Source organism: Micromonospora sp. NBC_00898 (genome assembly GCF_045207895.1).
In the GTDB taxonomy this organism is placed as follows: domain Bacteria; phylum Actinomycetota; class Actinomycetes; order Mycobacteriales; family Micromonosporaceae; genus Micromonospora.
In genome coordinates this window covers 2,724,792-2,750,258 of record NZ_CP108775.1, presented here as the reverse complement: position 1 = coordinate 2,750,258, position 25,467 = coordinate 2,724,792, and the positions used below count along the sequence as shown (strand labels likewise).

Annotated in this window: 26 protein-coding genes and 9 tRNA genes; 20 read left to right on the top strand and 15 right to left on the bottom strand. The window is 73.5% G+C overall.

Annotation, left to right across the window (positions count from 1 at the left end; genetic code table 11):
- Nucleotides 1-99 precede the first annotated feature (99 nt).
- From tnpB to OG799_RS13425, 4 genes are read right to left on the bottom strand one after another with little or no spacing between them, the layout of a single operon-like run.
- On the bottom strand, nucleotides 100-1,473 hold the full coding sequence (gene tnpB, locus OG799_RS13440; protein ID WP_406045365.1) for an IS607 family element RNA-guided endonuclease TnpB: 1,374 nt from the start codon (nucleotides 1,471-1,473) through the stop codon (nucleotides 100-102).
- Nucleotides 1,470-2,045 carry an IS607 family transposase gene (locus OG799_RS13435; RefSeq protein ID WP_406037000.1) on the bottom strand — a complete coding sequence of 192 codons (576 nt, stop codon included), beginning with the start codon at nucleotides 2,043-2,045 and terminating at the stop codon, nucleotides 1,470-1,472. Before OG799_RS13435 ends, tnpB begins: the two co-directional genes overlap by 4 nt.
- Nucleotides 2,046-2,081: 36 nt before the next feature.
- A complete protein-coding gene (locus OG799_RS13430; protein ID WP_406045364.1) occupies nucleotides 2,082-2,483 on the bottom strand; it encodes a permease prefix domain 1-containing protein in 402 nt (133 codons plus the stop codon).
- A complete protein-coding gene (locus tag OG799_RS13425) occupies nucleotides 2,480-2,815 on the bottom strand; it encodes a PadR family transcriptional regulator (protein ID WP_406045363.1) in 336 nt (111 codons plus the stop codon). The genes OG799_RS13430 and OG799_RS13425 overlap by 4 nt, the downstream gene beginning before the upstream one ends.
- A 179-nt stretch (nucleotides 2,816-2,994) precedes the next feature.
- On the opposite strand from OG799_RS13425, the gene OG799_RS13420 reads away from it, so the two are divergent.
- The 3 genes from OG799_RS13420 (at nucleotide 2,995) to OG799_RS13410 (ending at nucleotide 6,691) form a co-directional block, all read left to right on the top strand.
- Nucleotides 2,995-3,390 (top strand): hypothetical protein, encoded by a 396-nt coding sequence (locus OG799_RS13420; protein ID WP_406045362.1) that lies wholly within the window; start codon nucleotides 2,995-2,997, stop codon nucleotides 3,388-3,390.
- Between the two features lie 100 nt (nucleotides 3,391-3,490).
- Entirely contained in the window at nucleotides 3,491-4,522 is a 1,032-nt protein-coding gene (locus OG799_RS13415) for a hypothetical protein (RefSeq protein WP_406045361.1), read from the top strand.
- Between the two features lie 174 nt (nucleotides 4,523-4,696).
- Complete coding sequence (locus tag OG799_RS13410) at nucleotides 4,697-6,691, top strand: GTP-binding protein (protein ID WP_406045360.1); 1,995 nt, start codon at nucleotides 4,697-4,699, stop codon at nucleotides 6,689-6,691.
- Nucleotides 6,692-6,713: 22 nt separating this feature from the next.
- On the opposite strand, the gene OG799_RS13405 is transcribed toward OG799_RS13410, so the two are convergent.
- Nucleotides 6,714-7,364: a phosphatase PAP2 family protein gene (locus tag OG799_RS13405; RefSeq protein ID WP_406045359.1), complete on the bottom strand. Its 651-nt coding sequence runs from the start codon at nucleotides 7,362-7,364 to the stop codon at nucleotides 6,714-6,716.
- Nucleotides 7,365-7,447: 83 nt separating this feature from the next.
- Between OG799_RS13405 and OG799_RS13400 the strand changes: the two genes are divergently transcribed.
- Together OG799_RS13400 and OG799_RS13395 are read left to right on the top strand one after the other, a co-directional pair.
- Nucleotides 7,448-7,816, top strand: a complete 369-nt coding sequence (locus OG799_RS13400; RefSeq protein WP_406045358.1) for a BlaI/MecI/CopY family transcriptional regulator — start codon at nucleotides 7,448-7,450, stop codon at nucleotides 7,814-7,816.
- Nucleotides 7,813-8,730: a M56 family metallopeptidase gene (locus OG799_RS13395; protein ID WP_406045357.1), complete on the top strand. Its 918-nt coding sequence runs from the start codon at nucleotides 7,813-7,815 to the stop codon at nucleotides 8,728-8,730. The genes OG799_RS13400 and OG799_RS13395 overlap by 4 nt, the downstream gene beginning before the upstream one ends.
- On the opposite strand, the gene OG799_RS13390 is transcribed toward OG799_RS13395, so the two are convergent.
- The 3 genes from OG799_RS13390 to OG799_RS13380 form a co-directional block, all read right to left on the bottom strand.
- Nucleotides 8,712-9,305: a DUF6058 family natural product biosynthesis protein gene (locus OG799_RS13390; RefSeq protein WP_406045356.1), complete on the bottom strand. Its 594-nt coding sequence runs from the start codon at nucleotides 9,303-9,305 to the stop codon at nucleotides 8,712-8,714. The genes OG799_RS13395 and OG799_RS13390 overlap by 19 nt on opposite strands.
- An 85-nt stretch (nucleotides 9,306-9,390) precedes the next feature.
- Nucleotides 9,391-10,110, bottom strand: coding sequence for a hypothetical protein (locus OG799_RS13385; RefSeq protein WP_406045355.1), 720 nt, complete (start codon nucleotides 10,108-10,110; stop codon nucleotides 9,391-9,393).
- Nucleotides 10,111-10,177: 67 nt separating this feature from the next.
- Nucleotides 10,178-11,086 carry a phosphotransferase enzyme family protein gene (locus tag OG799_RS13380; protein ID WP_406045354.1) on the bottom strand — a complete coding sequence of 303 codons (909 nt, stop codon included), beginning with the start codon at nucleotides 11,084-11,086 and terminating at the stop codon, nucleotides 10,178-10,180.
- Between the two features lie 319 nt (nucleotides 11,087-11,405).
- Between OG799_RS13380 and OG799_RS13375 the strand changes: the two genes are divergently transcribed.
- The 11 genes from OG799_RS13375 (at nucleotide 11,406) to OG799_RS13325 (ending at nucleotide 15,405) form a co-directional block, all read left to right on the top strand.
- A tRNA-Trp gene (locus OG799_RS13375) sits at nucleotides 11,406-11,479 on the top strand.
- Nucleotides 11,480-11,611: 132 nt separating this feature from the next.
- A tRNA-Glu gene (locus tag OG799_RS13370) sits at nucleotides 11,612-11,684 on the top strand.
- A gap of 25 nt (nucleotides 11,685-11,709) precedes the next feature.
- A tRNA-Gly gene (locus OG799_RS13365) sits at nucleotides 11,710-11,783 on the top strand.
- Nucleotides 11,784-11,814: 31 nt separating this feature from the next.
- On the top strand, nucleotides 11,815-13,014 hold the full coding sequence (locus OG799_RS13360) for an RtcB family protein (protein ID WP_406045353.1): 1,200 nt from the start codon (nucleotides 11,815-11,817) through the stop codon (nucleotides 13,012-13,014).
- Nucleotides 13,015-13,048: 34 nt separating this feature from the next.
- A tRNA-Arg gene (locus OG799_RS13355) sits at nucleotides 13,049-13,121 on the top strand.
- Nucleotides 13,122-13,154: 33 nt separating this feature from the next.
- Nucleotides 13,155-13,227: transfer RNA gene (locus OG799_RS13350), tRNA-Gln, on the top strand.
- Nucleotides 13,228-13,232: 5 nt separating this feature from the next.
- Nucleotides 13,233-13,306 (top strand) — tRNA-Leu (locus OG799_RS13345).
- Between the two features lie 12 nt (nucleotides 13,307-13,318).
- Nucleotides 13,319-13,393 (top strand) — tRNA-Leu (locus OG799_RS13340).
- 7 nt (nucleotides 13,394-13,400) lie between these two features.
- Nucleotides 13,401-13,476, top strand: a tRNA-Glu gene (locus tag OG799_RS13335).
- 5 nt (nucleotides 13,477-13,481) lie between these two features.
- A tRNA-Arg gene (locus OG799_RS13330) sits at nucleotides 13,482-13,554 on the top strand.
- A 702-nt stretch (nucleotides 13,555-14,256) separates the two neighbouring features.
- On the top strand, nucleotides 14,257-15,405 hold the full coding sequence (locus tag OG799_RS13325; RefSeq protein WP_406045352.1) for a low temperature requirement protein A: 1,149 nt from the start codon (nucleotides 14,257-14,259) through the stop codon (nucleotides 15,403-15,405).
- 206 nt (nucleotides 15,406-15,611) lie between these two features.
- Here the strand turns inward: OG799_RS13325 and OG799_RS13320 are convergent, their stop codons facing one another.
- The gene (locus OG799_RS13320; RefSeq protein ID WP_406045351.1) at nucleotides 15,612-17,099 is read right to left on the bottom strand and encodes an MFS transporter; all 1,488 of its coding nucleotides are present in this window, start codon (nucleotides 17,097-17,099) and stop codon (nucleotides 15,612-15,614) included.
- An 84-nt stretch (nucleotides 17,100-17,183) separates the two neighbouring features.
- Nucleotides 17,184-17,783 carry a TetR/AcrR family transcriptional regulator gene (locus OG799_RS13315; protein WP_406045350.1) on the bottom strand — a complete coding sequence of 200 codons (600 nt, stop codon included), beginning with the start codon at nucleotides 17,781-17,783 and terminating at the stop codon, nucleotides 17,184-17,186.
- A gap of 187 nt (nucleotides 17,784-17,970) precedes the next feature.
- Between OG799_RS13315 and OG799_RS13310 the strand changes: the two genes are divergently transcribed.
- Nucleotides 17,971-18,180, top strand: a complete 210-nt coding sequence (locus OG799_RS13310; protein WP_406045349.1) for a hypothetical protein — start codon at nucleotides 17,971-17,973, stop codon at nucleotides 18,178-18,180.
- 13 nt (nucleotides 18,181-18,193) lie between these two features.
- Nucleotides 18,194-18,943: a hypothetical protein gene (locus OG799_RS13305; protein WP_406045348.1), complete on the top strand. Its 750-nt coding sequence runs from the start codon at nucleotides 18,194-18,196 to the stop codon at nucleotides 18,941-18,943.
- Nucleotides 18,944-18,959: 16 nt separating this feature from the next.
- Here the strand turns inward: OG799_RS13305 and OG799_RS13300 are convergent, their stop codons facing one another.
- The 5 genes from OG799_RS13300 to OG799_RS13280 all read right to left on the bottom strand — a co-directional run bounded on the left by OG799_RS13300 (nucleotide 18,960) and on the right by OG799_RS13280 (nucleotide 23,959).
- Nucleotides 18,960-19,859, bottom strand: a complete 900-nt coding sequence (locus tag OG799_RS13300; RefSeq protein WP_406045347.1) for a Gmad2 immunoglobulin-like domain-containing protein — start codon at nucleotides 19,857-19,859, stop codon at nucleotides 18,960-18,962.
- Nucleotides 19,856-21,244 carry an ATP-binding protein gene (locus OG799_RS13295; protein ID WP_406045346.1) on the bottom strand — a complete coding sequence of 463 codons (1,389 nt, stop codon included), beginning with the start codon at nucleotides 21,242-21,244 and terminating at the stop codon, nucleotides 19,856-19,858. Before OG799_RS13295 ends, OG799_RS13300 begins: the two co-directional genes overlap by 4 nt.
- Nucleotides 21,245-21,249: 5 nt before the next feature.
- A complete protein-coding gene (locus OG799_RS13290) occupies nucleotides 21,250-21,930 on the bottom strand; it encodes a response regulator (protein WP_406045345.1) in 681 nt (226 codons plus the stop codon).
- A 90-nt stretch (nucleotides 21,931-22,020) separates the two neighbouring features.
- Nucleotides 22,021-22,578, bottom strand: coding sequence for a hypothetical protein (locus tag OG799_RS13285; RefSeq protein ID WP_406045344.1), 558 nt, complete (start codon nucleotides 22,576-22,578; stop codon nucleotides 22,021-22,023).
- 115 nt (nucleotides 22,579-22,693) lie between these two features.
- The gene (locus tag OG799_RS13280) at nucleotides 22,694-23,959 is read right to left on the bottom strand and encodes an MFS transporter (protein ID WP_406045343.1); all 1,266 of its coding nucleotides are present in this window, start codon (nucleotides 23,957-23,959) and stop codon (nucleotides 22,694-22,696) included.
- 75 nt (nucleotides 23,960-24,034) lie between these two features.
- On the opposite strand from OG799_RS13280, the gene OG799_RS13275 reads away from it, so the two are divergent.
- On the top strand, nucleotides 24,035-25,030 hold the full coding sequence (locus OG799_RS13275) for an ArsR/SmtB family transcription factor (protein WP_406045342.1): 996 nt from the start codon (nucleotides 24,035-24,037) through the stop codon (nucleotides 25,028-25,030).
- A 4-nt stretch (nucleotides 25,031-25,034) separates the two neighbouring features.
- On the top strand, nucleotides 25,035-25,463 hold the full coding sequence (locus OG799_RS13270) for an NUDIX domain-containing protein (RefSeq protein ID WP_406045341.1): 429 nt from the start codon (nucleotides 25,035-25,037) through the stop codon (nucleotides 25,461-25,463).
- The last annotated feature ends 4 nt before the right edge of the window (nucleotides 25,464-25,467 follow it).

Below are 25,467 nucleotides of genomic sequence, written 5' to 3'. Positions count from 1 at the left end.
CCTCGCCCCAGTGGTGCAGCTCGGCGGCGCGAGCGCAGGTCGGCGCGCTGGGCGACAGCCGCAGGAAGTCGGCGCCGCGGTGTAGGTGACCGTTGCCTTTCAGTGAGCGAACGTGAGTTCGCGATCGGCAGTCGGCCGTTGCCGGCCGACGGTCCCCGGTCGGGGTGGACGCTTCACGGCCACCTGCCCCGCAAGCGGGGTCCTACGGTCGGCTTCACGTCCGTTGAAGCCTTGCGGCTCCGGGTCTCCGGCCACTCCGGTACCCGTCTCACGCTCAACCAGTCGCGCGAGATTCCTGGCCGCGTTCAAGTCCCGATCCAGGACCATCCCGCAGGCGTCACACTCGAACGTCCGGACTCGCAGCGGCAGCTTGGCTTTCACTACGCCGCAGTCCGAACAGGTCTTGCTCGATGGGAACCAGCGGCCGGCGGTGACCAGCCGACCACCGCTCCACGTTGTCTTGTGACCCAGCAAGCCGCGGATCGTGGCGAACCCGCAGTCGGAGATGGCCTTGGCTAGCTTGCGGTTGCGGACCATCCCGGCAACGTTCAGGTCTTCCACCACGATCGTGGCATAGTCGGCGGTCAGCGCGGAGGTGAGCTTGTGTAGGCCGTCGCGGCGCAGGTTCGCCACCCGGGCGTATGCCCGGGACCGGTCCGCGTTGGTCTTCTGCCAGCGCTTGGATGCCTCCTGGCCGGTGCGTCGGTCCGGGCCGACCCGGCGGGACACCCGCCGTGACAGCCGCCGCAGGTGCTTGGCCCCGCCCGCCAGATGCCGCGGGTTGTCGATCACGTCGCCGGTCGACAACACGGCCAGGTGCGTGATGCCGACGTCCACGCCGAGCACGGCATCCGACCGGGCGTGGTCGGCGATCTGCCGGTCGACCTCGCAGGAAAACGACACGTACCACCGGCCGCCGTCCAGTTTCACCGTCGCGGACAGGATCCGGGCGGTGCCCGCTTCCAGACGCCGGGCCAACTTGCGGGCCGACTCGTGCAGCCTGATCGTGTCCAGGCGCGGCAGAGTGACGTGCTCGCGGTCCGGCTCGACCCGGATGACGCCGGTCGTGAACGTGCACGACTTCGTCTCCGACCGCTTGTTCTTGAAACGCGGGAAGTTGACCTTCGCCCCTTTACGTTTGCCGGACTTGGAGTCGCGCCAAGCGTCCAGGCCACGGACCAGGTTGCGGATCCCGGCGGCGTCTTTGGAGTTCTCCGCCCACCACGGCGCTACGTCGCCCTTGGCCTCGTTCCATGCCTTACGCAGCGACGGCAGCGTCCACGGCACGGAAGCAGTGAGCCGGTCGCCGGTAAGGCCGTAGGTCTTCTCCGCGGCGCGCTGGTCCATCTGCGCCTTGACCAACCCAAGCGCCCAGTTGAACGCCTTGCGGCTGGCCCCGGCGTGCGATGCCAGCGCGGCCATCTGGGTAGCGTTCGGGTCCAGCGCGAACCGGTACGCCTGGTTGACGATCACGAGTCGTCCTCGGTGATTGCCGCGGCGACGGCCCGGTTGGCCCGGTTCGCGGCGGCCCGGCGGCCGTACAGCCGCGCGCACAGCGAGGTCAGGATCTCCGTGACGTCCCGCACGAGATCATCGTCGACCTCGGCCGGGTCCACCACCAGCAGCCGGCGGCCCTGCGCGGCAAGTGCCGCCTCGACGTACTCGGCGCCGAACCGGGCGAACCGGTCCCGGTGCTCGACCACGACCGTCACCACGGCCGGATCGCGGAGCAGGGCCAGGAACTTCTCGCGACGCCCGTTCAGCGCCGACCCTACCTCGGTCACCACCCGGGACACGCTCAGATGCTGGGCGGTGGCCCAGGCGGTCACCCGCGCGACCTGCCGGTCCAGGTCGGCCTTCTGGTCCGCCGAGGAGACCCGGGCGTACACGACGACCTGGTCCTGCGGGGCGGTGTCGGCAACGTCCACCAGGATCGTGCCGGACGGGAGCCGCCGAGCGGGCACCGGCATGGTTCCCTCACGGAACCACCGGTACGCGGTCTGCGGGTGCACCCCGTTGCGGCGCGCCCACTCGGCAAGCTTCACGGCCCCATCATAACAATTGCTCACAGATATGCACGGCTATGCACGAAAAAGTGAGCTGTCGTCACCCCCCGCCGTGTCGCCGGCGATCAGGTGTGGACCGAAGAGCCGGCCCAGCGCCTCGGCGAGCAGCCCACTCACGCCGATCGCCAGCAGGCCGACGGCGCCGAGCAGCCACCCGCCGGTGAAGGCCCGGCGCAGCACGTCGGCGGTGGTGGTGTGGGCGCGTCGCAGCCGGGCCGCGATGTCGGTGGCGTCGCCGAAGCGGGCCACGGCGAGCCGTTCGGCCTCGGCCGGGCCGGCCCCCTCGGCGACGGTCCGCTCCGCCGCGCTGCGCAGGTGGCCCTCGGCCTCCACCAGGGCCCGCCGCCCAGCGGCGCCGGTGCCGGCCAGTCGGTCGAAGAGCTGGTCGAGGTACGCGTCGATCGGAGAGTCGTTCATGCCGGTGCTCCCTGGGCCGGTGCGAGGATCGCGGCGACGCCGCGGACGAGGCTGTGCCACTCGGACTGTTTCGCCGCCAGTGCCGCGTGGCCCTGGTCGGTCAGCTCGTAGCACCGGCGGCGGCGGCCGGTGTCGTCGTTCCAGGCGCTGGCCACCAGGCCGGCGCGTTCCAGCCGGTGCAGCGCGGGGTAGACGGTGCCCTCCGGCAGGTCGAAGGTGCCCTCGGAGCGGTCCCGGAGGGCCTGGATCAGGGCGTAGCCGTGTGTCGGCCCGGTGTGCCGCAGCGCGCCCAGGATCAGCAGGTCCAGGTGCCCGCGCAGGTCCATGCTCATACCAAGGCACGCTATGCCTAGCCTTTCTGGGCGTCAAGGGTTTCGCCCCGATGGCGGCCGAGTCGCCGGTTCCTATTGCCCTGGCCGTCCAGGAGGGACAGGATGGCCACACGCGCGCCGGAAACCTCCGCGTAACCTGCGCGCCGCTGGTCTCTGTCACGAGGAAGTGGGAGTCAGTCATGAGCGACGTGTCGACGGCGCTGGGTGTGCGCCTCTATCCCGACCTGGTCGAACGGGGCGGGCTGGCGTCCGGGCTCACCGCGTGCGCCGCCCAGCACCAGCTCGACGTCGGCCGGGTGACCGCCCCTGAGCAGGGCCGCAGCCGCTTCACCTGCGCCGAGCTGACCTCCGAGCACGGGACGGTCTGCGTCGGGCTCGGCTCCCAGGCGCGATACTTCATGATCGACATCAGGGTGGCCGGGGAGGTCCAGGCCCGGGGCGACAGCACCGACCTGCTGCAGGTGGTCCAGGTGGCCGCCGCCTGGCGGGCCGGCGCGAGCCTCGCCGACCTCACCACCCGCTTCCGTTTCATGGAGCGGATCACGGTCCGCCCGACGGTCACTCAGGTCCAGTAGCGGACGCGCCAGGCCGACCGGCCGGGCGGGGCGATCGCCTGGGGGGCACGTCGACGACTGCACCACAGCCCTCGACCGCCTGCTGGCCGCCGGGGCCGCGGTGCACGACCCGCCGCGCGACCGGGGTCACGGCCTCGTCACCGCCTCGGTCGTCGACCCGTTCGGCAACGTGCTCGACGTGATGACCAACCCGCACCACATCGAGACGCACCGCCTGACGAAATGGCGGCGACAATGGACGGGCTCGTCCGCTAGCGTCCCCGCCGTCGACAGGTCAGCCGGGACGGGGAGTTGGATGAAGGACCGCGCCTCCGCCGCCGCCCTCACCACCCGGCTGCTGCTGCACCGGCGCGAGTGGCGCCACGCCGGCCGGGCGTACCAGGTGATCACCCTGCGTCCGACCGACCCGGTCCGGTACGCCGTCCGGGTGGAGCGCCACTACACCGTGGTCAGCTCCGACCTGACCGGCGCCCGGCTGCTCGGCCGGCTGCTCTGGGGCCTGGCGTACCAGCGCCGGCCGGACACCCTGCTCGTGCTGGAACCGGGCCGGATGGTGCCCGACCCCGAGGACGGGCGGCCAAGCCCGCCGGTGGTCTTCTCGGTGGCCGCCCGGACCGTGCTCACCCCGGCGGTGGCCCGAGGGCTGCGGGCCGCCCACCTGTGGCGATCCCGGCCGACCGGCGCCGTCACCTGGAACACCGCGGGGTTCCCCATCGCCATGGCCGACCTCCAGCGCTGGCACGACGCCCGTCGGGCCGGTCTGCTGCCGGACGGGTACGTTCCGACCTGGCCGACGCCCCACCTGCACGTCGACGCCTCCGTGGTGACCCTCTCGGCCGTGCCGGGGTTGCTGCGCCAGTGGGCGACCACGATCGGCCAGGCGGGCGGCTGGTGGTACGGCGACGAGTCGTGCACCGAAGCGGATCGGGCGGTCGGCTTCGACGTGCACGCGGTCCGACACTTCGACCGCCGGGTGTCGGCGGCCCGCCGGGCCCGGGCCGAGGTGCTCGCCGCCCCGGGCCTGCCGACCGAACCCGGCCTCGTGGCCGAGCGGGTCCGCGCACACGTCGACGTGGTGGCCGCCCGTCGCCCGGGGCCCTGGGACTTCGCCCCACCGTCCCGACCGGGCTGACCGCCGCGACCCCACCGGAAGCAGTTAATCGGTTGCCGGCCGCCGGGCCGGCTGCTGCAATCCGACCAGGAAGCCCCGAGCAGAGGAGCCAGGAAATGCGCGCACCGTCGATGTCCGACCAGAAGGGAATCGCCACCTACCCAGAGGACACGACGCTGCGTGAAAACTTTGAACTTGGGAATCCTGGCACATGTCGACGCCGGTAAGACGAGCCTGACGGAGCGGCTGCTGCACAGCGCCGGCGTCATCGACGAGCTCGGCAGCGTCGACGACGGCAGCACCCGCACCGACACGATGGCCCTGGAACGGCAGCGCGGCATCACCATCCGCTCCGCCGTGGTCTCCTTCGTCGTCGACGGGGTCACCGTCAACCTGATCGACACCCCTGGCCACCCCGACTTCATCGCCGAGGTCGAACGGGTGCTCGGGGTGCTCGACGGCGCGGTGCTGGTCGTCTCCGCGGTCGAGGGGGTCCAGGCCCAGACGCGGGTGCTGATGCGGACCCTGCACCGGCTGGGCATCCCCACCCTGATCTTCGTCAACAAGGTCGACCGCGCCGGCGCCGACCCGGAACGGGTGCTGCGCCAGCTCGCCGACAAGCTCACCCCGGCCGTCATCGCCACCGGACGGGTCGAGGCCCCGGGCACCGCGGCGGCCCGCTGCCACCCCTTCGACGCCGACGACCCGGAGCACACCGAGCGCCTCGTCGACCTGCTCTCCGCGCACGACGACGCGCTGCTCGCCGCGTACGTCGAGGACCCGCGCGCGCTGAGCCGGCGGCGGCTGCGCCGGGCGCTCGCCGCGCAGACCGGGCGGGCACGGGTGCACCCGGTCTTCGCCGGCTCGGCGATCACCGGGGCCGGCGTCGAGGCGCTCGTCGCCGGCCTCGGCGAGCTGCTGCCGGCGGCCGAGGGCGACGAGGACGCCCCGCTGCGCGGCACGGTCTTCAAGGTCGAACGCGGGCCGGCCGGCGAGAAGGTCGCGTACGCCCGGATCTTCGCCGGCACCCTGCGGGTCCGCGACCGGGTCCCGTTCAGGCGGGGCGCGGCGGCCAAGGTCACCGCGATCAGCGTCTTCGAGGGCGGCACGGCCGTACCGGCCCCGGCGGTGGGCGCCGGGCGGATCGCCCGGCTGTGGGGCCTGGCCGACGTCCGGATCGGCGACTTCCTCGGTGCGCCGCCCGACCGGCCGGTCGGCCGCCACCACTTCTCACCGCCGACGCTGGAAACGGTGGTGGTGCCGTGCCGAACCGCCGACCGGGCCGCCCTGCACCCGGCTCTGGCCCAGCTCGCCGAGCAGGACCCGCTGATCAACCTGCGGCAGGACGACCTCCGGCAGGAGATCGCCGTGTCGCTCTACGGCGAGGTGCAGAAGGAGGTCATCCAGGCCACCCTCGCCGACGAGTACGGCGTGCGGGTCGACTTCCGGGAGACCACGACCGTCTGCGTGGAGCGGGTCGTGGGGGTGGGCGCCGCAGTCGAGTGGATCGGCCGGGAGCCGAACCCCTTCCTCGGCACGGTCGGGCTGCGGGTCGAACCGGGCCCGGTGGACAGCGGGTTGGAGTTCCGCCTCGGCATCGAACTCGGCTCGATGCCGCTGGCCTTCCTCAAGGCCATCGAGGAGACGGTCCGGGAGACCCTGCGGCAGGGCCTGCGCGGCTGGGAGGTGATCGACTGCGTGGTCACCCTGACCCACGGCGGGTACTGGGCCCGGCAGAGCCACTCGCACGGCGTGTTCGACAAGAGCATGTCCAGCACCGCCGGGGACTTCCGCAACCTGACCCCGCTGGTCCTGATGGACGCCCTCGCCCGGGCCGGCGCCCGGGTGCATGAGCCGATGCACCGGTTCCGCCTGGAGGTGCCGGCGGACCTGTTCGGCGCGGTGCTGCCGGTGCTGGCCGGGCTCGGCGCGGTGCCCCGCGACGCCACGGCGCGCGGCCCGTCGTACCTGGTCGAGGGGGAGGTGCCGGCCGGCCGGGTGCACGCGCTGGAGCAGCGCCTGCCGTCGCTGACCCGGGGCGAGGGGATGCTGGAGTCGGAGTTCGACCACTACCGCCCGGTGCCCGGGCCGGCGCCGAGCCGGCCCCGCTGGGACCACAACCCGCTGCACCGCAAGGAGTACCTGCTGGCGGTGGCGCGCCGGGTCACCGGGGCGGCGCAGGACCGGTGACCCGGTGCGGCGCCGCACCGGGTCACCGACCGGTGGCCCCCGGCGGGGTCCGCCCCTGGCCGGCGGTGGCGCCGGCGACGAGGGAATCGGGCGTCGGGGGCTCGGCGGTGACCAGCGGGCGCACCGGGGTGCGGCCCAGCGCGGTGACCAGCCGGGTGGTGAGCGGGCGGGCGAGCAGCACGACGACGACCGCCACCACCGCGCCGAGGATCAGGCCGGCGAGGACGTCGTGCGGGTAGTGCGCGGCGATGTAGATCCGGGAGAAGCCCATGGCCAGGGCAGCGACCGCGGTGACCAGGCCGAGCCGTCGGGACACGAACCACAGCGCGGCGGCCGCCGCGCCGGCCATCACCGAGTGGTCGGAGGGGAACGAGAAGTCGGTGCTGCGGGTGGCCAGGACGAGGATGCCCGGGTGGCTGCTGTACGGCCGGGCCTCGTGGAACGCCGACACGAACGGCTGGTTCACGGCCACGGCCAGCAGGGTCGCCACCGGGGCCAGGACGGCCGCGGCCACCCGGGCCGGGTCGCTCGTGCCCCGGGCGTACCACCAGCCGGCCAGCATGAGGGCGGCGAAGAGCGCCACGCCGTACGCGGCGTAGCCGGTCACCGCGGCGTGCAGCCAGGGCGTGGCCACCGCGAACCGGTTGACCTCGTCGAACAGTCCGCCGTCCATCGCGCTCCCCGTCGTCGAGTGGTACCTACAATGTTTGTAGTTCGCAGCCTACTACTACAAACTTTGTAGTTCCTGGGGGACGGGTGGAGAGCAGACGTCGCGGGCACGGCGACCTGGAACACGAGATCCTGGCGGTGCTCGCCGCCGCCGACGCCCCACTCACCCCCGCGGCGGTCCGCGAGCGGCTCGGCGCCGGGCTGGCCTACAACACGGTCACCACGGTGCTGGCCCGGCTGCACGACAAGGGGCGGGTCACCCGCCACCCGGCCGGCCGCGCCTACGCCTACCAGGCGGTACGCGACCGCGCGCAGGTGACCGCCCACCAGATGCGCCGGCTGCTCGACGACGACACCGACCGCTCGGCCGTCCTGACCCGGTTCGTCGGCTCGCTCACCCCGGAGGACGAGGCGCTCCTGGTCACCCTGCTCCAGCGGACCGACCCCGACTCATGATCATCGCCCTGGTGGTGGTGCTGACGTCCGCCGTGGCCTGTGCCTGCTGCGGGCCCTGGCTGAGCCGTACCCTCCGACCGGCCCTCGCCGTCCGGCTCCTCACCCCGAGCGGCCTCCTCGTCACCGCGGCGGTGTGGTTCACCGCCGCGGTCGCCGCCTTCACCTGGATCGGCCAGGACGCCGAGATCGCCGCGCTCGGCGCCTGGTCGGCCCAGGCGCTGCGGTCGCAGGCGCCCGTGCCCTGGCCCGTCTCGGCCGCCGCCCTGCTCGCCCTCGCCGCCGCCGGGTCCCGCACCACCGTCTTCCTCATCCGGCGGGTGCGGGCGATGCGCGCCGCGCACCGCGACTGCGGCCGACTCGGTGAGCCCGGCTCCCTGGTGGTGCTCGACACCGAGACCCCCGACGCCTTCACCACCCCGGAGGCCACCGGACGCATCGTGGTCACCCGCGGCATGCTGCGCGCCCTGGCCGCCGACGAACGCTCCGCGCTCCTCGCCCACGAGGGCTCCCACCTGTCCCACCGGCACGCCTGGTGGACCGTCGCTGTCGACCTGGCCGCGACGGCCAACCCGTCGCTCACCCCCACCGCCCGGACGCTGCGCAACGCCGTCGAGCGGTGGGCCGACGAGGACGCCGCCGCCCGACTGGGGGACCGGCGGCTGATCGCCCGTGCGCTGGCCCGGGCCGCCCTGGCCCGGCAGCGGTACCCCCGCGACGTGCTGCCCGCCGCGACCGGCGGCGACGTGCCCGACCGGGTACGCGCCCTGCTCGACCCGCCCACCCCGCGACGCGGCCCGGCCGTGGTGGTGCTCGCCCTGCTCGTCGCCGCGCTGACCCTCGGCGCCGCGACCGTCCAGCACCAGGGCGAACGCCTCTTCGAACGCGCGGAGATCGCTCACTCGCAGCGCGGGTAGCGGGCCCGCACCGCGTCGACGCAGGTGTCCCGGGAGGTCAGCCCGCCGAACCGGAGCCGGTCGTACCCGGTGAACGCCGGCTCCAGCGCGTCCAGTTCGTCGACCAGCGCGTGCAGCCGCGCCGACCAGGCCACCGACCCGGCGTCCGGCGCCTCCGGCGCGGACCGGATCGCCGCCACCAACTCGTCCTTGCGCCGGATGGTGTCCGGGGTGACCGAGCGCAGGCAGACGTACCGGCCGCTGAGGTAGCCGTCCCACTCCGCCGCGCCCCGCGCCGGGTCCGCCCAGTGCCCGATGAACCAGGCCGCCAGCCGCTCCGGGCCGCCCGCCCGCTCGGCCAGCGCGAACAGGTCCGCCGGGACCATCTCCGCGCCGTCCGAGCGCAGATAGCCCGGCAGCGGCAGTCGCCGGTCCAGCATCAGCCGCCGTACGCCGTCCGGGTCCCGCCCGGTCGCCGCGCACAGCTCCTCCAGCACCACGAACTGCCGACTGACGTACCCGTCGTCCGCCGCCGTCATCGGATGCTCCCCGTTGACCTCGCGGAACCGCTCCGCCACCCGCTTCCTCAGCTCCATGCGCTTCCTTCCGGCCAACGGACCGGCCTCCGCGCGGTCGTCTCCGGCACGGTAGCCGCCGGACGGTTCGGCCCGCACCGAACCGTCACCGGTCGTCGAGCCGGGCGAGCGCGCTGCCGACCAGCTCGTCGGCGGCCGCCTGCCACCGGGCCCGGTTGCCGGGGGAGTCCCGTCGCCGACGCCATCGTCGTCGCGCCTCGGCACGGGGCGTCGCGATCAGCTCGAACAGCCCTGGTTCCCGGTACACGGAGACCGGAGGGTCCACCTCGGGATCGTCCGGCGGTTGCGCGTACCGCAGGAGGGTGTTCGCCGCGTGGTACCGCACCAGGTACTCGCTGTCGCGGACGGCCCGGCCGAGCGCGTGGACAAGGTCCGGGTTGGGCGCGAAGCGGGCCAGCGCGATCGCGGCATCCATCCGGTCGGTCCAGTGCCGCGCGCCGAGGACCGCCACGATCGCCGCCGCCCACGACTCCTCGGCGGTCAACCGGTGCAGGGCGGTGGCGACGCTGACCAGAAAGGTGTTCGACGCGGTGGGGACGGCGGCGCGCAGCAGCTCCCGAGCCCGAACCGGCGCGAACCCGGCCTCGCCGAGCACCGCCACGGACTCCGCGGCGACCGGGTCCCGGTCGTCGAGGCCGGCCGCCAGCATCCGCTCCACCATGACGGGATCAGACCGCGCCGCCCGCAGCAGCCTGGAGAACTCCGGCCCGTCGTGCCACACCAGGTACGGGTCGCCGAACACCGTCCGCCGCCACGCGCGCCATTCGTCCACGGTGGCCGGCCGCGGCGCCTCGTCGGAGGTCATGTCCGCATCGTGCACCCCGGCGGCGACCGCCGCAGTCCTCAACTCGGCGGGGGCGGACAACACCGGTTCAGGCCCACCCCTCGTCTCCCGGTTCGGATGCCACCAGACGCCGCCGGGCGTCCGCCAGGCCCTTGTCGTTCTCGGCGGGCCCATCGATGCCGGTGCGGTCGTCCGCGACGATCCGCCGCGCGAAGTAGTCCGCCTGGACCGCCCACCGGAATCGCAGCATCGGCCGCAGACCCCGGTCCACCTCGGCGCGGTCGAGCGCGCCTTCGCGCAGGTACGCCTCGACCAGCTCGCCGCCGCGATCCGGCCCGCCGACGTACATCACGGCCGAGGCCAGGTCGTACAGCAGCGGACCGTTCAGCGCGACGCTCCAGTCGATCACCCCGCACACGCCCGCCATGCGATCCCACCGGAACGCCTCCGGCGCCGGATCGGCGTGGAGCAGACCCCACGACAGCGTTTCCGGCGCCAACTCATCCAGCTCGCGCACCGCCGCGGTCACCGCCGGACGAACCCAGTCGCGTACCCCCAGGTGGCCCGCCGTGGGGTCGACCCAGTGGAACCGATCCGCGTCGCGGACCCGGACCTTCGCGAGCGCCCGATGGACCCGGCCGAGAGTCGACCCGATGACCCGCTGCTCCACCGGACCCTCGCCGGTCAGCGCCACCCCCGGCACCCAGTTCAACAACGCCAGCGGCCGGCCGCCCACCGTCACCACCGTCCGCCCGTCGACGGTGGGCACCGGCGCTCCCGCCGGTACGCCGGCCCCCTGCAACCGGTCGGCGATCGCCAACCCGCCCGTGAACCGCGCACCCGCCGTCGGCGCCACCGACTTCAAGACCCAGCGCCGCGCGTCCCGGTCGACGAACCAGGTCTCCGAGTTCATCCCGCCACCGTGATGGCTGAGCTGCGCGTCACCGAGCCGCCAGTGCCGTTCCAGCCAGGACCGCAGCGTCGCCTCGGGGACCATGGCCGCAGTCAACCAGCCACACGCCGGCATCGACCAGCCGAATAACAATTGCGGTCACCGTGCACTGGACCTACCTTGAACGGGCAACGTCAACCGGATCAACCCAGGGAGTACGCCGTGACGCAGTACCTGCGCACCAAAGCCACGCGGCCCATGCCGCGCGGTGGTGCCTTGCTGCCCACCGGCGAGCGAGGCCTGGGCCGCTGCCAGCGTCAGCGGTGGCAATCGGGGTGGCGGCGCGACTAGCGCCAGCGCGACACGCGCAGCCGCCCGCCCCGTGAAGGGACCGGGCGGCTTTTTCGTCACCCACTCCCGCTCAGGGGGCGTAGCTCAACCCGGTGGAGCACCGGATTCCAAACCCGACGGTTGCAGGTTCGAATCCTGCCGCCCCTGCTCGCCCTGTCCCGGCCCCGGCCGGCGACGCCGCATCTTCTCAACTCCACAGTGGATGAAAAGAGCACAATCCCGGCCGGCGCCCCGACGCGCCGGCCGGGGCGACACATCCGGGACGGTTCCCCGTCCCACGGGCCGTTGGAGCAATGGGCAGCTCACCCGGTTCTCAGCCGGGCGGTTACGGGTTCGAGTCCCGTACGGCCTACGTCCGTCCCACCTGGGACGACCACGCGGTTGTAGCGCAGTCAGGCAGCGCGTCACCTCGCCATGGTGAAGATCGCCGGTTCGAATCCGGCCAGCCGCTCGAACACACCCCCCGACACGAGGAGACGACGATGGGTTTCACCCCGCTGGCCGGCACCCGGGCGCCGGTACGGGTCTGGACCGACCCGTACGGCATCGAACCGCAGGCCGCGCAGCAGCTGCGCAACATCGGCGCACTGCCCTGGGTGCAGGGCGTCGCCGTCATGCCGGACGTGCACTTCGGCAAGGGCGCCACCGTCGGGTCGGTCATCGCGATGCGGCAGGCCGTCTCGCCGGCGGCGGTCGGCGTCGACATCGGCTGCGGCATGTCCGCCGTGCGGACCTCGCTCACCGCGGCCGACCTGCCCGACGACCTCGCCCCGCTGCGTTCGGCCATCGAGGCGACCATCCCGGTCGGGTTCGCCAAGCGCGACGACCCGGTCGACCCGCGCCGGGTCCGGGGCCTGCCGCACGCCGGTTGGGACGCGTTCTGGCGGCGCTTCGGTGAGCTGGACCGGAAGGTGGCACAGCTGGAGCACCGGGCCCAGCACCAGATGGGCACCCTCGGCGGCGGCAACCACTTCATCGAGGTCTGCGTCGAGCAGGGCGGTCCGGACGACGGGCAGGTCTGGCTGATGCTGCACTCCGGTTCCCGCAACATCGGCAAGGAGCTGGCCGAGCGGCACATGGCGGTGGCCCGCGGGCTGCCGCACAACGTCGACCTGCCCGACCGCGATCTCGCGGTGTTCCTCGCCGGCACGCCGGAGATGGACGCCTACCGCCGGGACCTGTGGTGGGCCCAGGAGTACGCCCGGCGCAACCGGGAGGTCATGCTCGCCCTGCTCTGCGGCGTGGTCCGGGACGAGTTCCCGCACGTCTCGTACGGCGAGCCGATCTCTTGTCATCACAACTACGTGGCGGAGGAGACGTACGACGGCGTGGACGTGCTGGTGACCCGGAAGGGCGCGATCCGGGCCGGCTGGGGGGACCTGGGCATCATCCCGGGGTCGATGGGTACCGGCTCGTACATCGTGCGCGGCAAGGGCAACCAGGACGCGTACTGCTCGGCCTCGCACGGGGCCGGGCGGCGGATGTCGCGGGGCCAGGCGAAGCGGACGTACAGCACCGCGGACCTGGTCCGGCAGACCGCCGGGGTGGAGTGCCGTAAGGACGCCGGGGTGGTCGACGAGATCCCCGGCGCGTACAAGGACATCACCAAGGTGATGGCGCAGCAGGACGACCTGGTCGAGGTGGTCGCGCACCTCAAGCAGGTGGTCTGCGTGAAGGGTTAGACCGACCGGCGCCCGAGGGGGGCGCCGGTCGTACGCCCCGGTGGCTCAGCGGAGAGAGCGTCGGCCTACGAAGCCGAAGAGCCCAGGTTCGAATCCTGGTCGGGGCACGGTCCGCATCCGCGAAGGCGGAGCGGAACCCTTGCGAGCTGGTGCAGTCGGCAGCACACCCGTCTCTGGAACGGGGAGAGGGAAGTTCGAGTCTTCCGCTCGCAGCACGAGCCCTCGTAGCCCAACTGGTAGAGGCAGCGGTCTGAGGGGCCGCGGGTTGCGCGTTCGAATCGCGCCGAGGGTACGCAGTGTTCACGCCCGGGTAGCCCAACTGGCAGGAGGCGCGGCTTTCAGGAAGCCGACAGTGTGCGTTCGAATCGCACCCCGGGTACGCGGATGGCGCGGTGGACGAAGTGGGAGAGTCGCCCGGCTTTCACCCGGGACACCTTGCGGGTTCGAATCCCGTCCGTGCCGCTCATGCCCCCGTGGCGCAGTGGAGAGCGCACCAGGTCCCGAACCTGGGGGTCGCTGGTTCGAATCCAGCCGGGGGCACGGTTTCCACCCTCCGACCGAGTGCCCGAGTGCCCGAGTGGCCGAAGAACGGTCTGCAAAACCGTCGACGCTGGTGTGACAGCCAGGTTCCCTTGTAGCCATGTGACCCGGCCTGCACAGGCAACATTGATGACCGAATGTCGGGAAGCGCAGAAGGGGGCCGTTGCGCGGGCGTCCGGTCACTCTGATCCCACGCACACCACGCTCGGCGACGCGACCGCGACGACATCACTGTTCCAACCCGCCCTGCGCCTCGCCGCCCCGCCGGACCTCGCATCACTGGGCTGCCGGCCAACCGAACTTCCGACACCATGGATCTCCAACAACGCTGGCATTCTCGCAGCGGCTTTTCCGCCCGGATTCGACCCCGCGAAGCAGGACCGACCGCATCCGGCGCCGCTGGCGAGGAACACGGCGCCCAGCACGTCGGCGAGCACCCTCGCCTGTCGTCCGACCGCTGCTCACGCTCCCGGCACCGGGCGCAGCCCGGGGGAGCGCCCGCTTGCGCACCTGGGCCGCCAAAGCGCGATGGCACGCAGCGCCGGCCCGCTTCCCGTACGCGGGCGGCGGAAACTCGACCTCCGGCGGCGGGGGACCGGGCAATTCGCTCACCGGCTCGACTATCCGGCACGGCGGCGGAGCTGGCGAGCGTTGGTAGCCCTTCCGGGATGGGCCAAGCCGATCCCTCTACGCTCGGTGCGTATGACGACTTCGCGCTCGCGTAACGCGAACCGCACTTCGCCCGACCGGGTGACCCCGGCGGAGATCTTCTTCGATGTGGTCTTCGTCTTCACGCTGACCCAGCTCACCCGGATCCTCGAGGCGGAGCTGTCCCCGGCCAGCGTCGGCCGGGTCCTGCTGCTCTTCGGAATGCTGTGGATGGTGTACAGCGGGTACGTGTGGCTGCCCAATCAGGTGTCGCCCCGGTCGGCCGCGCAGAAGCTGCTGCTGTTCGTGGGGATGGCGGGTTTCCTGATCGCCGCGGTCGGGACGCCGCGCGCGTTCACCGACACCGGTGTCGCCTTCGGCGTGGGCTACGCCGTGGTGACCTGCGTCCACCTGCTCATGTTCACCCAGGCCGACCGCCGGGCCCTGTGGCAGTTGTGGCCGTACAACATCGGCGCCGTGCTGGTGCTCGGCGGCGGGCTCGCCGGCGGCACCGCTCAGTACGTGCTGTGGCTGGCCGCGTTCGCGCTGCAGGCCGTCAGCCCGTATCTGGTGCCGGTCCACTCGCGGATCGGCGGTTTGTCCGCTGTCAACCTCGCCACAGCGCATTTCGTCGAGCGGCACGGGCTCCTGGTGATCATCGCGCTCGGCGAGTCGGTCGTGGCGATCGGCATGGGCGTCGACGTCGACCATCTCACGGCCGGCACCATCGCCGTCACGGTGTTGGCGCTGGCGCTGCCGGCCGGCCTGTGGTGGGCGTACTTCACCGACACCAGGGCCACGGAGGCCGTGCTGGACGGCGCCGAGGTCGGGCCGCGGGTCCGGCTGGGCGTTTGGATGGGCTTCGCGCACACCCCGCTGCTGCTCGGCATCGTGGTCGCCGCCGTCGGCATCCACGCCGCGGTTGCCCATCCCGGCGATCCGGCGCCGTGGCCGTCAGCACTGGCGCTGGCCGGTGGCGTCGCCATGTTTCTGGCCGGGATAGCAGCCGCCCGGCGTGCGCTCCGCACCGCTCCAGCGCGGAGCAGGCTGGTCACCGCCGCCGTCGTGCTCGCCACCGTGCCGATCGGCACGTTCACCAACAGCGGGCTGCACCTCGCCGTGCTGATCGTGGTGGTCGTGGCGATGCTGGTGCTGGACGCCCGGGCCCGCACGGCGGCGCGTCGCGAGCCGGAGGTCGGGTAACCGCCGTATGGACACGTGGTGATCCACCATCGAGCGTCAGCGATCATCAAGTTCGCGCCAGAGCGGGACTGTCGAACGAACGGTGGGTTTCCTCGCGCAGTACGACGATGTAGTCGAGGTCCAACTCGGGCCTCGGTCTCGAACCGGTACACGATCGCCGGCCTCCCCGGGGCGGGGAGGCCGGCGATCGGCAGTCATGAGCGGGCTCAGCCCATCTGCACGGCGTTGGCCGTGGACAGGTCCTCCTTGCGCACCTTGATCAGCAGCAGGGTGGCCAGCCCGGAGAGCACGATCAGCGCCGCACCCCAGGCGAACGCCACGGTGTAGCCGTGCACCAGCGCCTTCATCTGGGTCATCGGGTCGGGGACCCGGCCGACCAGGTACGCGGCGACCGCGCTGGTGTACATGGTGTTCAGCAGGGCTGTGCCGAGCGAGCCGCCGACCTGCTGGGTGGCGTTGAGCGTGGCGCTGGCGGCGCCCGCGTCGTGCTCCGGCACCCCGACCAGGGCGAGGCTGGACAGCGGCACGAAGGTGAAGCCGAGGCCGAGGCCGAGGACGACCTGCGCCGGCAGCAGGTGCGTGATGAACGAGGTGTCCACGTCGATCTGGGTCAGCGAGAGCATCGCCACGGCTGCGAGCACCGCGCCGGCCACCATCAGCGGCTTCGCGCCGAGGCGGGGCATCAGCTGGCTGGCCACGCCCGCGGCGACCAGGACACCGGCGGTGACCGGCAGCGAGGCGAGGCCCGCCTTGACCGGCGTGTACCGCAGCACCACCTGGAAGTAGAAGGTCAGGAAGAGGAACGCGCCGAAGAGGCCGGCGCCGATCAGGGTGGAGGCGATGTACGCCCCGCCCCGGTTGCGGTCGAGCAGGATGCGCAGCGGCAGCAGCGGGTGGCTGGAGCGCAGCTCGATCACCACGAACGCGGCGAGCAGGACCAGTCCGGCGGCGATGAAACCGATGGTGGCGGCGGCGTCCCAGCCGTCCTCGGCGGCCTTGGTGAAGCCGTACACGAGGGAGACCAGACCGGCGGTGACCACGACGGCGCCGGGGATGTCGTAGCGGGTGTTGCCGTGGGCACGGCTCTCCGGCACCAGCGGGATCGCGGCGAACAGGGCGACGGCGGCGATCGGGATGTTCACCAGCAGGCACCAGCGCCAGTTGGCGTACTCGGTGAGCACGCCGCCGAGGACCAGCCCGACGGCGGAGCCGCCACCGGCGATGGCGCCGTACACGGCGAACGCCTTGGCGCGTTCCTTCGCCTCGGTGAACAGCACGGTGAGCAGGGCCAGGGCGGCCGGGGCGAGCAGTGCGCCGAAGGCCCCCTGCAGGGCGCGGGCGGCGAAGAGCAGGCCGCCGGTGGTGGCGAGACCGCCGATGGCGGAGGCGAGGGCGAAGCCGACCATGCCCACGAGGAAGGTGCGCTTGCGTCCCCAGTAGTCGGCGATCCGGCCGCCGAGCAGGAGCAGGCCGCCGAAGGTGAGGGTGTAGGCGGTCACCACCCACTGCCGGTCGGCGTCGGAGATGCCGAGGCTGAGCTGGGCCTGGGGAAGGGCGATGTTCACGATGGTGGCGTCGAGCACGACCATCAGCTGGGAGATCGCGATGACCGCGAGCGCCAGCCAGCGCCGCGGGTGCGCCGCCGGCGCCATGGCGTCGGGTGCGCCGGGCGCGGTCAGGGTGTTTCCGGGCATGGTGAAGCCTTCCGTGTGACGAGAGCCGTGCGGTGCGGTTGACGGGCGGGACACCCGCGTCGTGACGGGCGCCGGTGGTGACGGTCAGTCGGAGCGGTGGCGGAGCACCGGGATGAGGACCTGGTCGACGAGCTGGGTGAGGAACGCGTCGTCCGCGGGGAGACCGTGGGCGACGATCCGGGACATCACCATCGCGGGGGCGATGTCATGGAAGAGGTGCCGCTCGCCCGCCTCGGCGGGGATCTCGCCGCGGGCGGCGGCGCGGACCACCACGGCGACGGTGCCGACCTGGTCGGCGGGCAGCACGTGCTGCCGGACCAGCTGGGCGAGCTCGGGGTTGGTCCGCATGGCGAAGATCAACGCCTGCATGAGGTCGCCGTCGGTTATGCAGATGGTGGCGGTGGCGCGGAGCAGCTCCAGCAGGTCACCGCGGAGTGAGCCGGTGTCGGCGGGGGTCTGCACGGCGACCTGCCGGTGCCGCAGCGCGGCGGCCACCAGCTCCGCCTTGCCGGGCCAGTGCCGGTAGATGGTGGCCTTGCTGACTCGGGCCCGGGCGGCGATGGCGTCGATGGTCATCCGCTCGTAGCCGGCCTCACGGAGCAGGTCGATGACGGTGGCCATCAACTCCGGGTTGCGCGCGGCCGGGTCGGTCTGGTCGAGGCCGCCCCGCCGTTCAGTCTGCACGCCACCCCCCGCGAAACGATGTCGTACTGATCTTAGTCCGCGCACTCAGATTCGCCTTGCAAATATGAGCCAGGTCGCAGCAAGCGGCGAAACGGGTCCGTTCTGGGGAGTCCGCGAAGATCCGCCGGGCCCCGCCTATGACCGCATCTCGGGCACAGCAGGCATCCGACTTCGCTACCGTCGGGGCGTGGCCGAGGTGAATCTGCGCCTGCGCGGCGGGCCGTACGACAGGCAGAACGTGAAGTGGGACGTGCCGGACGCGGACGACCCGCCGATGGCGTACGAGCTGAGACTCCACGGACCGCACGAGGCCGCGGAGACGTTCGAGTACCGCCGGGCGGAGCGCGCGCCGGACGGCGCCTGGATCTACGAGGCGCCCGACGTCGGGACGCGGTAGGACAGCGGCCGCCGTGACCGAGGTGCTGGAGGACGGCGACATCTACTTCCTCTACCGGCCGCGGGTGGGTGAGCGGCACGTGGAGTCGCTGGGCGAGGTGCAGCGGTTGCTGGTGGTGTTGCATCCGTGGCACGGACGGCGGCGGCTGCGGCTGCTGATCGTGGGCCGCAAGCGGCTACCCGAGATCGACGAGCACGACCGCTTCTGGGCGTTCGTCGACGCGGTGGTGAGCCGGCCGGCGGAGCTGTACGAAGCGCTCAGACCGCACCTGTACGGGACGAAGACCCGTGGTGAGCGGTTCCAACCCCCGGCTCGGCCGGTGGCCGAGGGGGCGTACTGCGTCACCCGGCACGACGACCACACCCATCTGGCGTATCAGCTCGAGCTGCCCCACCGTCCCGGTCCGCCGCAGCACGAGCTCCGGATCGAGCCGGAGGCGAGCTACGTCGTCACGGTGAAGAATCCCCGGGCGCCGTCGCCGCCCGGGGTGGGGCTGCCCGGCCCGGGCCGGGCGGAGCTCCCCGCCGACCTGCAGGAGCGCTTCGGCACCCGCCGGTTCGCGCCACTCGATCCGCCCCGGTTCCTCGACCACGCCGGCCTGGAGATGGTGCTGATCGGGGCGGCCCACGACGCGTCGGCGGAGCTCGGGATCGACCTCGATGCCGAGGTCGAGCGGGCGGCCCGGAACACGATCTTCGAGGATCTGCGCATCGGACGCGCGGAGCGGTCAGCCGCTCCGCTGCTCACCGCCCGGTGGCAGTGACGGCGTCGCGTGCCTCTCACCTGCCGGCGGCGACGAGGACCACCGGGATCGCCACCACGTTGACCCGGCTCCCGTCGCGCGGGGAGACCTCGTACACCTCGACGGTGCCGGGACCGGTGGCGGCCACCCGGTAGCCGACGGTGGCCCGGTAGTCGCCCCGGCAGCCGGAGCCGCAGGCGGCCGTGGTGAACGAGGTGCCGACCTCCCGACCGGCCGCGTCGAGCACCCGGACGCTCACCGTCGCCTCGAAGACCTCCGCGCTCCCGGTCACCGTCACCGGGCTGGTGACCCGGTCGCCGACTGTCGGGGTGGTCACCACGATCGCCGGCAGCAGGTCGGCGTAGTCGGCCCGGCCGGCCGGCGGGTCGTCGGCGAACGCCACCCGGCGCACGGTGGGGAACTGGGTCAGCGTCCAGACCACCTGGGCCCGGCGGAGCCGGGTGGTCGCCGCGCCGCCGTCGCCGAACCCGGCCGGCGGGGCCAGCGTGGCGACCCCGTCGGCGATGCGGACCACCTGCACGTCGGTGGGTACCCGGGTGGTCAGGCCGGCCGCCGCCTCGGCACGGGTCGGCCCGGCGGCCAGCTCGGTGAGCGCCAGCCGGGACGTGGCCAGGGTGGCCGGGAGCGTCCGCCGGGTCGGCGCCAGCCGGCCGTCCCGGGTGAACCAGAGCTGCAGGGTGATCGTCCCGCCGCCGCCCGACTCGTCGGGCGCCACCGGGGTCGTGCTGGTGGGGGAGGCCGGCGGGGGGCGCCGGCTCGACGGGATCGTCGCCGGTGTCGTGGCGGGCGGCGCGGTGGTGGCGCCGGTGGTCGGGGACACGCCGGCCGGCGCCGGCCCGAGCGTGCCCGTCCGGGCCGGGGCGCAGCCGGCGGCGAGCACGACGAACGCCACCAGCGGAGCGAGCAGGCGTCTCATGAGTCACCCCCCGGAGGGTGAACGGGCAGGTCGAGGCGGAACCGGGTGCCCCGGCCGACCTCGCTGCGCACGCCCAGCCGTCCGCCGAGCAGCCGGGCGTTCTCCCGGGCGATGGCCAGGCCCAGCCCGCTGCCCGGGCCGGTGCGGGAGGGGTCGACCTTGTAGAACCGGTCGAAGACGTACGGCAGGTGGCCGGCGGGGATGCCCGGCCCCTCGTCGCTGACCTCGACGGTGACCGACTCGCCGGGGTGCCGCACCTCGACCCGGACGGCGGCACCGCCGTGCTCGACGGCGTTGGCGACCAGGTTCGCCAGGACCCGTTCCAGCCGGCGCGGGTCGGTGTCGACCGGCGTCGCGTCCCCGGCCACGGTCACCCGGCCGGTCCAGCCGCGGGCGTCGACGATGCCGCCCAGCAGCGCGACGACGTCCACCGGCCGCACCGACAGGGCCTCCCGCCCGGCGTCCAGCCGGGAGATCTCCATCAGCTCCTCCACCAGCCGGCGCAGTCGGACCACGTCGGTGACGAGCAGCTCGGCGGCCCGGCGGGCGTCGCCGGGCAGCGCGTCCAGCTGCTCGTCGAGCAGCGACGCCGCCGCCACCAGCGCGGTCACCGGGGTACGCAGCTCGTGCGCGACGTCCGCGGTGAACCGCCGCTCCCGGGCCCGGGCCGCCGACAGCGCCTCGATCTTCGTCTCCAGTGCCTCGGCCATCTCGTTGAACGACGCGGCCCAGGCGCTGAACTCGTCCCGGCCGCGTACCGGCAGCCGGGTGTCCAGCAGGCCCTCGGCGACCGCCCGGGCGGCCCGGCTGGCCCGCCCCACCGGCTCCAGGGTCCGCCGGGCCAGGGCGTTGCCCACCCCGGCGGCGAGCAGCAGCACCGCCGCCCAGCCCACGAGCAACGCCGTGCGGAGCTGGCGCAGGCCGTCGACCAGGTCGTCCTCGACGGTCACCACGTACAGCTCGGCGGTGGAGCCGGGGATCCGGCCGCCCACCACGAGCAGGTGCGGCCGGGCGCCGTCGGGGGAGCGCTGGTAGCCGAGCTGCCCGGCGGCGACCGCGGCCCGCAGCTCCCGCCCGGGCGCCGGCGCGTAGCGCGGGTTCGACGCCGCGGTGTCCCCGGCGACGAGCAGGACGTGCCGCCCGTTGCCCTCGAAGCTGGCCAGCAGGTCCGCCCGCCGCGCGTCGGTCAGCGGCAGGAACTGCCCGGCGAGGACCAGCTGGTAGCGGGCGTCGGCCGCCGCGCGTTGCAGCGACCCGTCGAGCCGGGCCTGCCGCAGCATCAGGTACGACCCGCCGGCCAGCACCCCGGCGGAGACCCCGGCGACCAGCACGAACGCGATGACGAGCCGGCGCCGCAGGCGCCCCTGGGGTACGCGGCCGGCCATCGGAGTCACCCCGTCGACAGCTTGTAGCCGGCGCCGCGGACCGTCCGGATCAGCGCCGGCCGGCCGGGATCGTCCTCCACCTTGGCCCGCAGTCGCTGCACCGCCACGTCCACCAGCCGGGAGTCGCCGAGGTAGTTGTGCCCCCACACCCGGTCGAGCAGCAGCTCGCGGGTGAACACCTGCCCGGGCCGGCGGGCCAGCTCCAGCAGCAGCCGGAACTCGGTCGCGGTGAGGGTCAGCTCCCGGCCGGCCTTGCGGGCCACGAAGCGCGCCGGGTCGATCTCCAACGGGCCGGCCGTCACCGTGGACTCCTCGACCGGGGCGACCGCCCGGCGCAGCACCGCGCGGACCCGGGCGACCAGTTCCGGCAGGTCGAACGGCTTGCGGAGGTAGTCGTCGGCGCCGCACTCCAGTCCCACCACCACGTCGATGGTGTCGGTGCGCGCGGTGAGCATCAGGATGGGCACCTGGCTGGTCCGGCGGATCTCCCGGCACACCTCGAAGCCGTCCAGGCCGGGCAGCATGACGTCGAGCACGATCAGGTCGACCGGCCGGGCCCGCCAGCCGGCGAGGGCGGTCGGCCCGTCCACCGCGGTGTCCACCCGGAACCCGGCCCGGCGCAGCCCGAGGGCGGTGACCTCCCGAATGGAGGCATCGTCCTCGACGACCAGCACGCGACCCTCCATGACGACCTCAGGGTAAGCCCGGCGCGACAATGCGGGACCCTGGCGCAACGGTCGGCGATGAGGGCCGACCGGCCCTCATCACCGGTGTGGTCAGGCCTGCCACTTGTGCGCCACGTCGAGCACGATCCGGCTGTGCGTGCCCGGGCCGGCGAGCACGAACACCCGGTACGGCAGTTGCGCCCGGACGCCCACGGCGAAGGTGGTGTACCCCTCGAAGCTGCCGCCGAAGACCACGTCCCGCAGCGTCCGGTAGCCCAGCGCGTTGACGGCGTGGTCGCCGGTGCGGTACGGCACGGTGGCGACGCGGCTCGCGTCGTACGCCGGCGCCCGCAGGGAGACCCGCAGCAGCGCCCCGCCCGCGGTGTACGGCGACAGCGCCAGCCCCTGCCCCTCGGTGTACGTCTCGCCGTACGCGACGGAGAAACCGTTCGCCGGGCCGGCGAACTCGAACACCACCCGGTCCCAGCAGTCGTGCTGCCCGGCCCGGACCTCCACCAGCGGGGCACTGCTCAGCGCGCCGCCCGACTTCGCCGTGCTGCCCCAGGTGATCCCGCAGTACGGCGCGGTCGCCGCAGCCGCGCCGCCGGCGCCGGCGAGCAGGCCGCCGAGCAGCACGGTCAGCGCCACCAGTGCTCTCCTCAGTCTCATCGTGTCCTCCCTGTCGACTGTCGCGGGACCGGTGGTCCCGGCTCGACAGTCGGCGCGTCGTGCCACAGTGGCTTCGCCGCCGGGTAACCGTCGGGTAACAGCGGGCCGCCGACCGTCAGTGGTCGGCCGCCGGGAGCGCGGCCGGGTCGGCCAACGTCCGCACCGGCGACCCGAACAGCGGCAGCCAGGTCAGCGCCGCGCCGGCCGCGCCGACCCAGAGGGAGGTACGCGGGCCGACGTACTGGCCGAGCAGGCCGGCCAGCCCGGCGCCGACCGCGATCGCGCCGGTGAGCAGGAACCGGAAGGTGGCGTTCATCCGCCCGAGCAGCACGTCCGGGGTGACCCGCTGGCGCAGGCTGACCCCGATCACGTTGCCGATCCCGGTCCGCCAGGCCAGCGCCAGCCAGCCGAAGCCGGCCAGCCACAGCCACGCCCCGGTGTCGACCAGCGCGACCAGCGCCCCGGCCGGCGCCACCAGCAACCCGGGCAGCCACAGCGCGCGACCGTGCCCGATCCGGGCGGCCAGCGGCCGGGCCGTCACCGCGCCCAGCAGCGCGCCGACCCCGCCGGCGCCGAGGAAGAGCCCGAGCACGCCGGCGCCGAGCCCGAGCTCCCGCAGGAAGACCACCGGCAGCATGGTGGTCATCAGGTTGACCGTCAGGTTGATGCCGGCCAGCGAGACGGCGAGCGGGCGCAGCAGCGGGTTGCCCAGCACGTGCCGGAGCCCCTCGGCGAGCTGCCGGCCGAAGCCGCCGGCCGGCCGGTCCCGGCGCACGGCGGCCACGGCGGTGGGGCGGGCCCGGGTGAGGGCGAGCGCGGAGAGCAGGTGGGTGACCGCGTTGAGGGCCAGCGCGACCGGCGCGCCGACCCACTGCACGAGCAGCCCGCCGAGGCCTCGGCCGCCGATCTGGATGGTGGCGTTGGTGGTCATCAGCAGCGAGTTCGCCGCCACCAACCGGTCCCGGCCGACCAGCTCCGGCAGGAAGCTCTGCGCGGCCACGTCGCCGAAGACCGTGCCGACGCCGGTGAGCAGCACCACCGCGTACAACTGGCCGATGGTGAGCGTGTCCGCCCACCAGGCCAGCGGGATCGACGCGTACAGCACGGCGCGGGACAGGTCGGCGGCGACCATCACGGTGCGCCGGGGTGACCGGTCGACCCACACCCCGGCGGGCAGCCCGATCAGCAGGAACGCGGCGGTGCTGAGCACCGCGAGCAGGCCGACCTGCCCGGGGGTGGCGGCGAGCACCGACACTGCCAGCACCGGTACGGCCAGGTAGCCCACCTGGAAGCCCAGGCCCTCGGCCAGGCTCGCGGCGTAGACATAGCGGAACGGGCGGGGCCAGCGGGTCGACGCCGGCGGGGAGGCGGTGGTGGTCATGGCGTCGAGCCTGTCCGCCGCCGTCGTCCCGGGTCGATAAGTTTGAGCTGCGTCGAATCCATCGGGAGGTGTCGGATGCTGAGCGTGGCGCTGGGGGTACGGGACCTGGCCAACATCCGGTTCGCGGTGTCGCCGCTGTGGGAGGCGGTCGCCAGCGTCATGGTGGTCAAGAGTCCGGACTGGTTCCCGGCCCACCAGCCGTGGCTCCGCCAGGTCCGGCCGCGGCTCGCCACCGTCGACTGGCGGCTCTTCGCAGACCTGGTGCCGGTGCCCACGGTGGTGATCCCGGGGTTCGTCTGCCCGCCTCCGCTGACCTCCCAGCCCACCCTCGAGCTGGAACTGGCCGCGCTCGCCGCCACCCCGCCGGAGGTGGTCCGGGCGGGGCTGGACGAGCTGCCCGGGCCCCGCCCGCCCCAACTCGCCACCCTGTACGCCGACCCGTCGGCGGGACTGGCCGGCCTCGCGGAGGTGATCGCCGACTATGCCGACGCGGCGATCGCCCCGTACTGGCCCCGAATGCGCACCCTGCTGGAGCGGGAGGTGCTGGTCGGGGCCGGCCGGATGGCCGCCGACGGGGTGCGGGGCCTGCTCAACCGGATCGACCCGTACGTCTCCTGGGACGACGGGACCCTGCACGTCGACCACCTGACCCGAGCGGGCTCCGTCGCCGGAGACGGTCGAGGCCTGCTGCTGGTCCCATCGGTCTTCGCCGGGGCGCGGGTCTGGTCCAACCTCACCGAAGGCGCCGCGCAGCCGGTCCTGCGCTACCCGGCCCGGGCGATCGGCACGCTCTGGGAGCGCAGCACCGCACCGGCCAGTGCCGCCCTCGCCCGGGTGCTGGGGCGGACCCGGGCGACGCTGCTGCACGAGCTGGCCGTGCCGACCGCCACCACCGAGCTGGCCCGGCGTTGCGGGCTGAGCGCCGGCACCGTCTCGCACCACCTCACCGGCCTGCGCGACGCCGGACTGGTCGGCACCCACCGGGTCGGCAGGTTTCTGCTCTACGCCCGGACCAGCTCAGCGGAGGCACTGATCACCGGCGCCGGAGCGCCACCCGATGGCGCAGAATGACCTGATGTCCGACGGCTCCCCGCGTACCCCCTCGGTGTCCTGCGTCTTCGTCTGCCACGACGGCGCGGGACGGTTGCTGCTGGCCCGGCGAGGCGCCGGCGCCCGCGACGAACCCGGCACCTGGGACTCCGGCGCGGGCGCGCTGGAGTACGGCGAGACCTTCGAGGACGCCGTCACCCGGGAGGTCCGCGAGGAGTACGGGACGGCGCCGCTGGCGATCTCCCTGCTCGGGGTCCGCAACGTGCTGCGGGACGACCCGCCCTCGCACTGGGTGGCGGTGGTCTTCGCGGTCCGGGTCGACCCGGCCGGGGCGGTCATCGGCGAGCCGCACAAGTTCGACCAGCTCGGCTGGTACCCCCGGGGCGCGTTGCCCACGCCGCTGCACTCCCAGCTCCCGTCGACTTTGGCGCTGCTGCCGGACCAGCTGGACTGACCGC